We start from the raw sequence: 13,663 nt of genomic DNA, 5'->3' as shown, positions 1-13,663 counted from the left end.
GACCGAGGTGTTCTTTCGAGGTACACCGACCTGAAACTTTGAGTCGAACTCCGGCCTTGAAACACACGGAGATCGGCTCCCTTTTCCCCTCGCCCTTTGGGGAGAGGGCTGGGGTGAGGGGGTTGATCTAGAGTCCAGCACAAAAAATCGAGGCATAAAAAAACCCCGCCTGAATAGTCGGACGGGGCTTTTTATTGGCTTTGGAAATTACACGAGTGGTTTAGGCTCGTGTTCTTTTTCCTCGGCCTCTTGGTGCTGCTCGACCGCGTCCTGAACGGAGCGTGGTGCTTCTGCAATCACCGACTCAACCACAGCTTCTTCAGTCACCGGGGCAGGAGCTGCCTCGACCACTTCAGCAACCACGGCTGGCTCGGCAGCGACTGGCGCAGCAGCGGCAGCCAATTCGGCTTCCTTCTGCAGACGCTCTTCTTCACGCTTGCGACGACGCACTTCACGTGGGTCGTTTGGCGCGCGGCCGCTTGGCGTCAGAGCGCTGACCGGTGCTGGAGCTTCAACCACCGGGGCTGGCGCTTCGGTCACCACGGGTGCTTCGACAACCGCTGCTTCAACGACAGGTGCTGGTTCGGCAGCCTTACGTTCTTCAAACACCGGGGTTTCAAACACTGGCGCTTCAACAACCGGTGCTTCCACCACTGGCGCTGGGGTTTCAGCAACAGTCGGTTCGGCAACCCAGTTGAAGGCAGTCTGCTCTTCGCGAACTTCACGCACGGTTTCGGTTACGGTTTCTGCGACGGTTTCAACCACCGGCTCCGCAGCCACAACTGGCGCTGGCTCTACCTGAGGCAGGGTCTCTTGAACTGGAGCCACTTCGACTTCCGGAGCAGCAACCACTTCTACTGGAGTAGTCGCTTCAACAACCGGCGCTTCCACTGGAGCGGTTTCCTGAACAGCCGCGGTGGCGCGTTCAGCTTGCTCGTGGGCTTGAGCTTCAGCCGGTGCACTGATCACGGTGCTGGCAACAGCGGCGGTCACAGCCAGGCCAGCAGCCAGATCGGCGGTGCTTGGCGCTTCAGCGTTTTCGCCGGCTTCGGATTCTTCCGAACCTTCGATCACGTTGCCGTTGGCATCACGCTGACGCTCACGACGGTTGCTGCGACGACGCTGACCGCGCGAACGACGACGTGGGCGATCGCCTTCGGCGTTCTCCGAACCGTCTTCCGGCAGTTGCTCTTCGTTGGTGTTCACTTCTTCTTCAGCGACGGCAGCAGCGGCCTGTTCGGCACGCGGTTGACGCTCTTCACGTGGCGGACGCGGTGCGCGTTCTTCACGTGGCTGACGGGTCGGGCGTTCTTCAGCGGTAACGGCAACGTCAGCTACAGCGGCTGGAACGGCGTCCAGTGGCTCGCGCAGTTCACGCACACGCTCTTCACGCTCGCCGCGTGGCTTGCGGTCTTCGCGCGGCGCACGTGGTGCACGTTCTTCACGCGGAGCGCGTGGTGCACGTTCTTCGCGGGCAACTGGCGCTTCGGTACGAGCTTCACGTGGTTCGCGGACTTCACGGGTTTCACGTGGCGCGCGCTCTTCGCGCGGCTCGCGTGGCGCACGTTCTTCACGTGGAGCACGTTCTTCGCGTGGCTTGCGCTCTTCATCGCGGCGACCATTACGATTGCGGCTCTGCTGACGACCGTTGCGACGCTCTTCGTTGCGGGCCGGACGTTCGGCGGCTGGTTTTTCAACCACAACCGGAGCGGCTGGCTCTTCTTTGGTGGCGAACAGGCTGACCAGCGATTTCACCAGGCCTTTGAACAGGCTTGGCTCTGGTGCAGCGACTGGAGCTGGTGCAGCAACGGCCGGGGCGGCAACTTCGGTCGGAACCGGAGCGTTGGCACGGGCCGGAGCAGTCTTGACCGCGGCTTCCTGGCGAACCAGGGTGCGGGTCGCAGCGGCTGGCTGAACTTCTTCGACTTCAGCAGCGGCAGCAGCGATTTCGTAGCTGGACTGGTTGGTCGCGGCTTCCGGGCTGTCGTCACGCAGACGCTGAACTTCGAAATGCGGGGTTTCGAGGTGGTCGTTCGGCAGAATGATGATGCGGGCACGGGTGCGCAGTTCGATCTTGGTGATCGAGTTGCGTTTTTCGTTGAGCAGGAACGCAGCGACCGGGATCGGCACCTGGGCGCGCACTTCGGCGGTGCGGTCTTTCAGGGCTTCTTCTTCGATCAGGCGCAGGATCGCCAGCGACAGCGATTCAACGTCACGGATGATGCCGGTGCCGTTGCAACGCGGGCAAACGATGCCGCTGCTTTCGCCCAGCGATGGACGCAGGCGCTGACGGGACATTTCCAGCAGGCCGAAGCGCGAGATGCGGCCGATCTGCACGCGAGCGCGGTCGGCTTCCAGGCATTCGCGGACTTTTTCTTCCACGGCGCGCTGGTTCTTGGCAGGGGTCATGTCGATGAAGTCGATGACGATCAGGCCGCCGATGTCGCGCAGGCGCAACTGACGGGCGATTTCTTCGGCAGCTTCAAGGTTGGTCTGCAGAGCGGTTTCTTCGATGTCGCTGCCTTTGGTGGCGCGCGCCGAGTTGATGTCGATCGACACCAGGGCTTCGGTCGGATCGATAACGATGGAACCACCGGAAGGCAGTTCAACGACGCGCTGGAAAGCGGTCTCGATCTGGCTTTCGATCTGGAAACGGTTGAACAGCGGTACGCTGTCTTCGTACAGCTTGATCTTGCTGGCGTACTGCGGCATCACCTGGCGGATGAAGGTCAGGGCTTCGTCCTGGGCTTCAACGCTGTCGATCAGCACTTCGCCGATGTCCTGGCGCAGGTAATCGCGGATGGCGCGGATGATCACGTTGCTTTCCTGGTAGATCAGGAATGGCGCGGAGCGATCCAGCGAGGCTTCTTTGATGGCGGTCCACAGTTGCAGCAGGTAGTCGAGGTCCCACTGCATTTCTTCGCTGCTGCGGCCAAGGCCGGCAGTGCGCACGATCAGACCCATGTCGGCTGGTGCGACCAGACCGTTCAGCGCTTCGCGCAGTTCGTTGCGCTCTTCGCCTTCGATGCGACGGGAGATACCGCCGGCACGCGGGTTGTTCGGCATCAGCACGAGGTAACGACCGGCCAGGCTGATGAAGGTGGTCAGGGCTGCGCCCTTGTTGCCACGTTCTTCTTTTTCGACCTGAACGATGACTTCCTGGCCTTCGCTCAGGACGTCCTTGATGTTGACGCGGCCTTCAGGGGCTTTCTTGAAGTATTCGCGGGAGATTTCTTTGAGGGGCAGGAAGCCGTGGCGCTCGGAGCCAAAATCGACAAAGGCAGCCTCAAGGCTTGGTTCGATGCGAGTGATGCGGCCTTTATAGATGTTGGCCTTCTTCTGCTCGCGTGCACCGGATTCGATGTCCAGGTCGTAGAGGCGTTGGCCATCTACCAGTGCAACACGCAACTCTTCGGGTTGAGTTGCGTTAATCAGCATTCTTTTCATGTAGTACCGTCGGTTTCCGGGCTGCCGGAAACGGCGTTCGGCACACACGACTTCTCACGGTCGGTGTCAGGTGCGTCGGGAGTGGTTGGCCATTCCCGTGTCCAGCGATATGCGGCCAATTGGGCCGATATAGCGACGTACGCGTCCTGCTTGCTGTGGCTACTTAAGCACTCAGTCAGGAGGAGGAATCAACCAGCGGCTGTGGACGAGATGAAGCGTCTTGATAAAGCCTATTGCTACACAGTCCAGCGGTTGTGCATCTCCACCCTACACGTATCCCTGATAATTCGGGTGCTGCCGCGCGCAGAATCCGCAGCGGGTTGGCATTTACCGTGAGCTCCGAAAGGGGAGGTCACGCATCATGGCTAATTCAGGCGTTGTTTCCGAAGCATTCGCTCGGGGTCATCTGCAGCTGACTGCACTTTGTGAACTGGCCTTGAATGTGTGCCTGTCAGGCGAGTAAAAACTCTGCTCGACGGTGTAATTCAGGCCTCATGTCACCTGCGCTTGTTACAACTGAAAACTCCACCGTTACGTAGCGAAAGCCCCGTAGGACGGCCTCGCGTCCTGGTGAATTGCGTTGGTCAGGGCCGGTTTTTGACCGTGGTTCCTCTGTCCAGGCCGCTTTTGGCGGCGTTCGCGACTATAGCAGCAATGATTAAGTGCTTCAATTCCATAAAAATTGTTATCATCCGCGGCATGACAACTACTGCCCCTTCGACTCCAGGCGTTCAATTGCTTGAAGTCTCGCCGGAGTATGCCGGCCAACGAATCGACAACTTTCTCCTCGCCCGGCTCAAAGGCGTGCCCAAGACCTTGATTTACCGCATTTTGCGTAAAGGCGAAGTGCGCGTGAACAAAGGTCGGATCAAGCCCGAATACAAGCTGCAGGCCGGTGATATCGTGCGCGTGCCGCCGGTTCGCGTGCCTGAACGTGATGAGCCGGTGCCACTAGCCCAAGGCTTGTTGCAGCGCCTGGAAGCCTCGATTGTCTTCGAAGACAAAGCCCTGATCGTGATCAACAAGCCCGCCGGCATTGCGGTTCACGGTGGCAGTGGCTTGAATTTCGGTGTGATCGAAGCCTTTCGTCAGTTGCGTCCCGATGCCAAGGAGCTGGAGCTGGTACACCGTCTCGACCGTGACACCTCCGGCCTGCTGATGATCGCCAAAAAACGCAGCATGCTCCGCCACTTGCACGAGCAATTGCGCGGCGATGGCGTCGACAAGCGCTACATGGCGCTGGTACGCGGCAACTGGGCGACCTCGATCAAGAAAGTCAGCGCGCCATTGCTCAAGAGCAATCTGCGTTCCGGCGAGCGCATGGTTGAAGTCAACGAAGAAGGTAAAGAAGCCCTGACAATGTTCAAGGTGCTGCGCCGTTTCGGTGATTTTGCCACCATGGTCGAGGCTAAACCGGTGACCGGTCGCACCCACCAGATTCGCGTGCATACCTTGCATGCCGGTCATTGCATTGCTGGCGACAGCAAGTATGGCGATGAGGATTTCACCAAGGAAATCCGTGATCTGGGCGGCAAGCGCCTGTTCCTGCACGCCTACATGCTGACCGTGCCGCTGCCCGATGGCGGCAAGCTGACCTTGCAGGCGCCGGTCGATGAAATGTGGGCCAAGACCGTGGAGCGATTGAGTGCGCCCATCTGATTACAAACTGCTGATTTTCGATTGGGACGGCACCCTGGCCGATTCCATTCATCGGATTGTCGAAGCCATGCATTCGGCGTCCGGGCGCTCCGGTTTCGAGTTGCGCGACGACTTTGCTGTCAAAGGCATTATCGGTCTGGGCTTGCCCGAGGCGATTCGCACGCTGTATCCCGAGATCAGTGACGCCGAAATGACCGCGTTTCGCGAGTATTACGCCGATCACTACATCGCCGCAGAAGCTGTGCCTTCGCCGTTGTTCGAAGGCGTAGTCGAGTCGATGGTGTCCTTTCGCGAGCAGGGTTATCACCTCGCGGTGGCGACCGGCAAGAATCGTCGCGGACTGGATCGAGTGCTCAAGGCTAATGGCTGGGAAGATTATTTCGATATCACCCGCGCTGCCGATGAAACTGCGAGCAAGCCGCACCCTCTGATGCTGGAGCAGATCCTTGCTCATTGTGGTGTGCGCCCGGAGCAGGCCTTGATGGTCGGCGATTCGTCCTTCGATCTGTTGATGGCGCGTAATGCGGGGATGGATTCGGTCGCGGTCAGTTATGGCGCGCAATCGATCGAATCGCTGCAACAATTCGAGCCACGTCTGTCGATCGACCGTTTTTCCGAATTGCATGCCTGGCTGGGGAAGCAGGCCTAATACGTTTTTGCTGGGGTGGATGGCATGACCGACGAATGGAAAGCACCGGCCAAGGCAAGTGCCGACGGCGGTGACGAAAAAAGCTGGAAGCTGTTGGAAAAGACTCTGCTGGCTGGTGTTCAGGAACAGCGTCGTTCGCGGCGTTGGGGGATTTTCTTCAAGCTGCTGACGTTTGTTTATCTGTTTGTGGCGCTGATCCTGTTCACGCCGCTGATGGACATGGAAAAGAGCGCCACGCGCGGGCCGAACTACACCGCGTTGATCGACGTCACCGGCATGATCGCCGACAAAGAGCCCGCCAGTGCCGACAACATTGTTGGCAGCCTGCGGGCGGCGTTCGAGGACAAGAAGGTCAAAGGCGTGATCCTGCGCATCAACAGTCCTGGCGGCAGTCCGGTGCAATCGGGTTATGTGTATGACGAGATCAAGCGTCTGCGCGGTCTGCATCCGGAGATCAAGCTTTACGCGGTGATTTCCGATCTGGGCGCCTCCGGTGCTTATTACATTGCCAGTGCGGCGGATCAGATCTATGCCGACAAGGCGAGTCTGGTTGGCTCGATTGGTGTGACGGCGGCCGGTTACGGCTTTGTCGGCACCATGGAGAAACTGGGTGTCGAGCGTCGCACGTACACCTCGGGCGAGCATAAGTCGTTCCTTGACCCGTTCCAGCCGCAGAAGTCTGATGAAACGGCGTTCTGGCAAACGGTGCTGGACACCACGCACAAGCAGTTCATCAACAGCGTCAAGCAGGGCCGTGGCGATCGTCTGAAAGACAAAGAGCATCCGGAGCTGTTCTCCGGGCTGGTCTGGTCGGGTGAGCAAGCGCTGCCGCTGGGCTTGATCGATGGTCTGGGCAATACCAGTTCGGTGGCGCGTGATGTGATTGGCGAGAAAGAGCTGGTCGACTTCACTGTTCAGGAGTCGCCGTTCGATCGCTTCTCGAAGAAGCTGGGTGCCAGCGTGGCTGAGCAGTTGGCGATGTGGATGGGTTTCCACGGGCCTTCATTGCGTTAAGAAGTTGCAGCTGAAAAAAACCGGCCTTGATGGCCGGTTTTTTGTGGGTCAGGGAATTTGCACGCCTTCAGCCAACAGCATGTCGATCAGGCGAATCAGCGGCAGGCCGATCAGGCTGGTGGCGTCAGGGCCTTCGGTGGATTGAAACAGGCTCACGCCCAGTCCTTCAGCCTTGAAGCTGCCCGCGCAATCGTAGGGCTGCTCCAGTCGCAGGTAGCGCTCAATGCGTGCCTGATCGAGTTGGCGCATGTGCACGGTGAACGGCACACAGTCGACCTGGCATTGGCCGGTCTGGCTGTTAAGCAGGGCCAGGCCGGTGAGGAACGTTACGCTGGCGCCACTGGCAGCCATCAGTTGCTCGCGAGCCTTCTTGAAGGTATGCGGCTTGCCGATGATCTGCTCGCCGAGCACGGCAACCTGGTCCGAGCCGATAATCAGATGGGTGGGATAGCTGTCAGCCAATGCCCGGGCTTTTTGTTCGGCGAGGCGCTTGACCAGTTCGATCGCCGATTCGCCCGGGCGGTGACTTTCATCGATATCCGGCGAGCTGCAGACGAACGGTAGGTGCAGGCGGGCGAGCAATTCCCGACGATAGGTCGAGCTTGAAGCGAGTAATAAAGGCAGCATTCGCGTCTCCTGAGGCAGGTGCGAATTCTAGCGGAGGCACGCAAGTGACGGACAGGGCACAATTTCCTTTGACATGGGTGGGTGCATCCCTATAATGCTGCGCCTATGTTGAATGACCCGATTCCACCTCACGTTGACCCGCGCAAATTGGCTGACCGTGGCACCACCCTTCAAGGTGAACTGCTGCTGGCCGATTTGAAGAGACTCTGCGACCCGCTTTCCGACGATGTCGGTACGGTGCAGGCGAAATTCGTTTTTGAACGAGATGAACGTAAATCTGTGGTGATCCACAGCTTTATCGACACCGAGGTCAAAATGGTTTGCCAGCGTTGTCTTGAGCTGGTCACCCTGCCGATCCACAGCGAATGCAGTTACGCTGTAGTGAAGGAGGGTGCGAATACCCAGTCGTTACCGAAAGGTTATGACGTGCTGGAACTGGGCGAAGATCCATTGGATCTGCAGTCACTGGTCGAGGAAGAGCTTTTGCTTGCCTTGCCTATTGTGCCTGCTCATCATCCGGAAGAATGCCAGCAGCCGGCGGGAGCAGATGAGCCCGAACCGAGCGAGGACGAGGTAACGCGGTCCAACCCGTTCAGTGTATTGGCGCAGTTAAAGCGTGACCCAAACGTTTAGGAGTTAATCAATTATGGCTGTTCAGCAGAACAAAAAATCCCGCTCTGCCCGTGACATGCGCCGTTCGCACGACGCTCTCGAGGCTAGCACCCTGTCTGTAGAAAAAACCACTGGTGAAGTTCACCTGCGTCACCACGTATCGCCAGAAGGCGTATACCGTGGCCGTAAAGTGATCGACAAGGGCGCTGACGAGTAATCACTTGTCCGCTCAAGTCATCGCGATTGACGCAATGGGCGGGGACTTCGGTCCCCGCAGCATTGTTCAGGCCAGCCTTGCTTGTCTGTCTGCTACGCCCTCGCTGCACCTGACCCTCGTCGGTCAACCCTCCCTTCTTGAAGAATTGATCCACGGCCAATCGGCTGCCGATCGCGCGCGCCTGACGATTGTTGCGGCCAGCGAAGTCATCACCATGGACGAAAAACCGACCCAGGCGTTGCGTGGCAAGCCGGACTCGTCGATGCGTGTCGCCCTTGAGCTGGTGCGTGACGGCAAGGCTCAGGCCTGTGTCAGCGCCGGCAATACCGGTGCGTTGATGGCGCTGTCACGATTCGTGCTGAAGACGCTGCCCGGTATCGATCGGCCGGCAATGGTCGCGGCTATCCCGACGCAGAAGGGTTATTGCCAGTTGCTTGATCTGGGCGCCAACGTCGATTGCAGCGCCGAGCATTTGCTGCAGTTTGCGGTGATGGGTTCTGTTGCGGCGCAAACGCTGGGCATCCATCGCCCGCGCGTCGCGCTGCTGAACATCGGCACCGAAGACATTAAGGGCAATCAGCAGGTCAAGCTGGCTGCGACGCTGTTGCAGGCTGCCCGTGGCATCAATTACATCGGCTTTATCGAAGGCGACGGTTTGTATCGCGGCGAGGCGGATGTTGTGGTGTGCGATGGTTTCGTCGGCAACATCCTGCTCAAGTCCAGCGAAGGTCTGGCGACGATGATTGCTGCGCGTATCGAGGCGCTGTTCAAAAAGAATCTGGCCTCCCGTGCCGTGGGGGCGTTGGCGTTGCCGCTGATGAAACGTTTGCAGGCGGATCTGGCGCCGGCGCGACATAACGGCGCAAGCTTTCTCGGCTTGCAGGGTATCGTGGTGAAAAGCCACGGTTCGGCCGGTGTTCAGGGCTTTCAGAGTGCTATTTCCCGTGCGCTGATCGAGATTCAGGAAAATCTTCCCGAGCGTCTCCATGGCCGTCTGGAGGATTTGTTGTCTTAGGCGTTTTCGTCGGACAATGCTTAAATGTGACCGCCCGGTTCAAAGGGCCATCCAACTGTCAGTTTCTTGCGTCCCCAGTGGGGCGCCATTTTCCGACGACAAGATCATTAGGGGCTTGTTACATGTCTGCTTCCCTCGCATTCGTCTTTCCAGGACAAGGTTCGCAGTCCCTCGGCATGCTGGCCGAGCTGGGCGCGGAATATCCGTTGATCCTCGAAACTTTCAAAGAAGCCTCTGAGGCTCTGGGCTATGACCTGTGGGCGCTGACCCAGCAGGGCCCGGAAGAGCTGCTCAATCAAACCGATAAAACTCAACCGGCCATTCTGACCGCTTCGATCGCCCTGTGGCGTTTGTGGCTGGCGGAAGGTGGTGCGCGTCCGGCCTTTGTTGCCGGTCACAGCCTGGGTGAATACAGCGCGCTGGTTGCTGCCGGCAGCCTGACACTGGCTGATGCGGTGAAGCTCGTCGAGCGTCGCGGTCAGTTGATGCAGGAAGCTGTTCCGGCCGGGCAGGGTGGCATGGCTGCCATCCTCGGTCTGGAAGATGCCGATGTGCTGGCTGCCTGCGCCGAAGCGGCGCAAGGTGAAGTGGTCAGCGCGGTCAACTTCAACTCGCCGGGCCAAGTGGTCATTGCCGGAGCCAAGGCTGCCGTCGAGCGCGCCATCGAAGGCTGCAAGGCGCGTGGCGCCAAGCGTGCCATGCCGCTGCCGGTGAGCGTGCCGTCGCACTGCGAGCTGATGCGTCCGGCCGCCGAGCGCTTTGCCGAATCCATCGCCGCCATCGACTGGCAGGCGCCGCAGATCCCGGTGGTACAGAACGTCAGCGCGCAAGTGCCGGCTGATCTGGAAACCCTCAAGCGTGATCTGCTCGAACAACTGTACAAGCCCGTGCGCTGGGTCGAGTCGGTACAGACTCTCGCTGCCAAAGGCGCGACCAATCTGGTCGAATGCGGCCCGGGCAAAGTCCTGGCCGGCCTGAACAAACGTTGCGCCGAAGGCGTGGCGACTTCCAACCTCAATACCCCAGACGCTTTCGCTGCCGCTCGCGCAGCGCAAGCCTGAATCAGGAGATACTTGCATGAGTCTGCAAGGTAAAGTTGCACTGGTCACCGGTGCAAGCCGCGGCATCGGCCAGGCTATCGCGCTGGAACTGGGTCGTCAGGGCGCCATCGTCATTGGCACCGCGACTTCCGCTTCGGGCGCCGAGCGTATCGCTGCGACCCTGAAGGAAAACGGTATTCAGGGCGCTGGCTTCGAACTCAATGTCACCAGCGATGAATCGGTCAGTGCAGTGCTGGCGGGTATTCAGGAACAGTTCGGTGCGCCGGTGGCAATCCTGGTCAATAATGCCGGCATCACCCGCGATAACCTGATGATGCGCATGAAAGACGACGAGTGGTACGACGTGATCGATACCAACCTGAACAGTCTGTATCGCCTGTCCAAGGGCGTTCTGCGCGGCATGACCAAGGCGCGTTGGGGTCGAATTATCAGTATTGGCTCGGTGGTGGGTGCCATGGGCAACGCTGGCCAAGTAAACTATGCAGCCGCCAAGGCCGGTCTGGAAGGTTTCAGCCGTGCGATGGCGCGTGAAGTCGGTTCGCGTTCGATTACGGTCAACTCGGTAACCCCAGGGTTTATCGACACCGATATGACGCGCGAACTGCCTGAAGCACAGCGTGAAGCCTTGCAGACGCAGATTCCGCTGGGTCGTCTGGGGCAAGCTCAAGAGATCGCGTCTGTGGTCGCTTTTCTTGCATCCGACGGTGCGGCATACGTCACTGGGGCTACAATCCCGGTGAACGGTGGGATGTACATGTAAGTAAAATGTGACGGATTGCTTCAAAAAAATGTCATACGAGCTGTCTAAAATCCGTTATAAAGCTGCAATCTATTTATAGGCAGAGGGCTGCAGGGTTTGAGGAGTGAAGCTTTCAGTTGAAAAACTGAAAAGTCTTTCTATACACTTACCCACTGGCCAGCTGCCTGAATTTGTCCATTAGGAGTGAAAACAAGGTATGAGCACCATCGAAGAGCGCGTCAAGAAAATCGTTGCCGAGCAACTGGGTGTTAAAGAAGAAGAAGTGGTCAACACTGCTTCCTTCGTAGAAGACCTGGGTGCCGACTCCCTTGACACCGTTGAGCTGGTGATGGCTCTGGAAGAGGAATTCGAGACCGAAATCCCTGACGAAGAAGCTGAAAAGATCACTACTGTACAAGCTGCAATCGACTACGTTACTAGCCACCAGGCGTAATAGTTTGTAATCGTTGTTTGCTGTCATGGAAAAACCGCACTGCCATCATGGCGTGCGGTTTTTTCTTTAGGCCTGATGCAAAATCGTCATTTGAAAAAGGAGAGTGCTGTGTCGCGTAGACGCGTCGTAGTCACCGGTATGGGTATGTTGTCGCCACTGGGCACGGATGTGCCGAGCAGTTGGCAGGGCATTCTGGCTGGCCGCAGTGGCATTGGTCTGATCGAACACACCGACCTTTCTGCCTATTCCACCCGCTTTGGCGGCTCGGTAAAGGGCTTCAATGTCGAGGAATACCTGTCGGTCAAGGAAGCGCGCAAGCTCGACCTGTTCATTCAGTACGGTCTCGCTGCCGGCTTTCAGGCTGTACGCAACGCTGGTCTGGAAGTCACCGACGCCAACCGTGAACGCATTGGCGTGGCCATGGGTTCGGGTATCGGCGGTCTGACCAATATCGAAGAAACCAGCCGCACTCTGCATGAGACGGGCCCGCGTCGAATCTCGCCATTCTTCGTACCTGGCTCGATCATCAATATGATTTCCGGTTTCCTGTCCATCCACCTGGGGGCACAGGGACCTAACTACGCCATCGCCACTGCATGTACCACCGGTACGCACTGCATCGGCATGGCGGCACGCAACATCATGTACGACGAAGCTGACGTGATGATTGCCGGCGGTGCCGAAATGGCCGCATGCGGTCTGGGCATGGGTGGCTTCGGCGCGTCCCGTGCGCTGTCGACCCGCAATGACGAACCGACCCGCGCCAGCCGTCCATGGGATAAGGGCCGTGATGGTTTCGTCCTGTCCGACGGTGCCGGTGCACTGGTTCTCGAAGAGCTGGAACACGCCAAGGCGCGCGGCGCGACCATCTATGCTGAACTCATCGGCTTTGGCACCAGTGGCGACGCGTTCCACATGACCTCGCCACCTGCCGACGGCGCCGGTGCAGCACGCTGCATCACCAACGCGCTGCGCGATGCGAAGATCAACGCCGATCAAGTGCAATACATCAACGCTCACGGTACTTCGACTTCGGCCGGCGACCTCGCCGAAGCCAATGCGATCAAGACCGTGTTCGGTGATCACGCCTACAAACTGGCAGTGAGCTCGACCAAATCGATGACCGGTCACCTGTTAGGTGCGGCGGGCGCGGTTGAAGCGATCTTCAGCGTTCTTGCGATCAACAGCCAAGTGGCACCGCCGACCATCAACCTCGATGAGCCGGATGAAGGCTGCGATCTCGATTTCGTGCCGCACACTGCGCGCAACATGGACATCGATGTCGTGCTGTCCAACTCCTTCGGTTTTGGCGGCACCAACGGCACCTTGGCGTTCCGTCGGTTCGCAGGCTGATGGACAGCTGGGTCGACGGTCAACCGGCTGACGCTCTGTCGCTGAAAGATCGCGGCCTGGCTTACGGCGACGGTCTGTTCGAGACCATCGCCGTGCGTGATGGACAGCCGATCCTGCTGGATCGGCACCTGACGCGTCTGGCCGATGGCTGTTCGCGTCTGGCCATCGCCGCCGATATCGAACGGGTTCGCCACGAGCTGCTGAGTTATGCGGCAGCGATGGGCGAGGGTGTACTCAAGCTGATCCTCACCCGTGGCGACGGTCTGCGCGGTTACGCACCTGATCCGGCGGCGTCTGGCCGACGTATTCTGCAAGGCAATCCTCCGGCAGCTTATCCCGCTGTGCATGCTGAACAAGGCATTCGTCTGTTTCCGTGCAACACGCGACTCTCCATACAGCCTTTACTGGCTGGACTCAAACACCTCAATCGACTGGAACAAGTCATCGCCCGTGCCGAATGGCAGGACAGCGAGCACGCCGAAGGCTTGATGCTAGATCAGGCCGGTCGAGTGATCGAAGGGGTGTTCAGTAATGTGTTTCTGGTACGCGACGGCGTATTGATCACGCCGGATCTGAAACGCTGCGGCGTTGCCGGTGTGATGCGCGCCGAAATATTGTTTCAGGCCGAGTCACTGGCCATTCCCACGCAGATCGCCGACATCAGCCTCGAACAGCTGCAATGGGCCGATGAAGTGTTTGTCTGCAACAGCGTGTATGGCGTCTGGCCGGTACGCGCCTACGCTGCACTGAGCTGGCCGGTTGGCCCGCTCACCCGTAAACTGCAAACCATTGCCCGCGCCCTACTGGATGCCTGAT

At 58.9% G+C, this 13,663-nt stretch carries 13 protein-coding genes; 11 read left to right on the top strand and 2 right to left on the bottom strand.

Annotated features, from left to right (window positions below):
* Positions 1-207 precede the first annotated feature (207 nt).
* A complete protein-coding gene (gene rne, locus BMY54_RS18785) occupies positions 208-3,447 on the bottom strand; it encodes a ribonuclease E (RefSeq protein ID WP_093435441.1) in 3,240 nt (1,079 codons plus the stop codon).
* Positions 3,448-4,146: 699 nt separating this feature from the next.
* Here rne and rluC point away from each other — a divergent pair.
* Genes rluC through BMY54_RS18765 form a run of 3 tightly spaced genes read left to right on the top strand, consistent with a single transcriptional unit; the run spans position 4,147 to position 6,769 of the window.
* Positions 4,147-5,106, top strand: a complete 960-nt coding sequence (gene rluC / locus BMY54_RS18775; RefSeq protein WP_038364486.1) for a 23S rRNA pseudouridine(955/2504/2580) synthase RluC — start codon at positions 4,147-4,149, stop codon at positions 5,104-5,106.
* The gene (locus BMY54_RS18770) at positions 5,093-5,755 is read left to right on the top strand and encodes an HAD-IA family hydrolase (protein WP_093435439.1); all 663 of its coding nucleotides are present in this window, start codon (positions 5,093-5,095) and stop codon (positions 5,753-5,755) included. The genes rluC and BMY54_RS18770 overlap by 14 nt, the downstream gene beginning before the upstream one ends.
* Before the next feature lie 24 nt (positions 5,756-5,779).
* Complete coding sequence (locus BMY54_RS18765) at positions 5,780-6,769, top strand: S49 family peptidase (protein ID WP_093435437.1); 990 nt, start codon at positions 5,780-5,782, stop codon at positions 6,767-6,769.
* Between the two features lie 48 nt (positions 6,770-6,817).
* Here the strand turns inward: BMY54_RS18765 and BMY54_RS18760 are convergent, their stop codons facing one another.
* Complete coding sequence (locus BMY54_RS18760) at positions 6,818-7,396, bottom strand: Maf family protein (RefSeq protein ID WP_093435435.1); 579 nt, start codon at positions 7,394-7,396, stop codon at positions 6,818-6,820.
* A gap of 105 nt (positions 7,397-7,501) precedes the next feature.
* Here BMY54_RS18760 and BMY54_RS18755 point away from each other — a divergent pair, with 105 nt between their 5' ends.
* The 8 genes from BMY54_RS18755 to pabC all read left to right on the top strand — a co-directional run bounded on the left by BMY54_RS18755 (position 7,502) and on the right by pabC (position 13,662).
* Positions 7,502-8,029: a YceD family protein gene (locus BMY54_RS18755; protein WP_038364482.1), complete on the top strand. Its 528-nt coding sequence runs from the start codon at positions 7,502-7,504 to the stop codon at positions 8,027-8,029.
* 13 nt (positions 8,030-8,042) lie between these two features.
* Positions 8,043-8,225 (top strand): 50S ribosomal protein L32, encoded by a 183-nt coding sequence (gene rpmF / locus BMY54_RS18750; RefSeq protein ID WP_003179396.1) that lies wholly within the window; start codon positions 8,043-8,045, stop codon positions 8,223-8,225.
* Between the two features lie 4 nt (positions 8,226-8,229).
* On the top strand, positions 8,230-9,240 hold the full coding sequence (plsX, locus tag BMY54_RS18745) for a phosphate acyltransferase PlsX (protein ID WP_093435433.1): 1,011 nt from the start codon (positions 8,230-8,232) through the stop codon (positions 9,238-9,240).
* Positions 9,241-9,362: 122 nt separating this feature from the next.
* Positions 9,363-10,301, top strand: a complete 939-nt coding sequence (fabD, locus tag BMY54_RS18740) for an ACP S-malonyltransferase (RefSeq protein WP_034155355.1) — start codon at positions 9,363-9,365, stop codon at positions 10,299-10,301.
* 16 nt (positions 10,302-10,317) lie between these two features.
* Positions 10,318-11,061: a 3-oxoacyl-ACP reductase FabG gene (gene fabG / locus BMY54_RS18735; protein WP_034155354.1), complete on the top strand. Its 744-nt coding sequence runs from the start codon at positions 10,318-10,320 to the stop codon at positions 11,059-11,061.
* Between the two features lie 196 nt (positions 11,062-11,257).
* Positions 11,258-11,494 (top strand): acyl carrier protein, encoded by a 237-nt coding sequence (acpP, locus tag BMY54_RS18730; protein ID WP_003175607.1) that lies wholly within the window; start codon positions 11,258-11,260, stop codon positions 11,492-11,494.
* A gap of 108 nt (positions 11,495-11,602) precedes the next feature.
* Complete coding sequence (gene fabF / locus BMY54_RS18725) at positions 11,603-12,847, top strand: beta-ketoacyl-ACP synthase II (RefSeq protein WP_093435430.1); 1,245 nt, start codon at positions 11,603-11,605, stop codon at positions 12,845-12,847.
* On the top strand, positions 12,847-13,662 hold the full coding sequence (pabC, locus tag BMY54_RS18720) for an aminodeoxychorismate lyase (RefSeq protein ID WP_093435428.1): 816 nt from the start codon (positions 12,847-12,849) through the stop codon (positions 13,660-13,662). The genes fabF and pabC overlap by 1 nt, the downstream gene beginning before the upstream one ends.
* The last annotated feature ends 1 nt before the right edge of the window (position 13,663 follow it).

The sequence above is a fragment of the Pseudomonas sp. ok266 genome (assembly GCF_900110195.1).
Lineage (GTDB): Bacteria > Pseudomonadota > Gammaproteobacteria > Pseudomonadales > Pseudomonadaceae > Aquipseudomonas > Aquipseudomonas neuropathica.
This window is presented reverse-complemented; position numbering and strand designations above follow the sequence as displayed.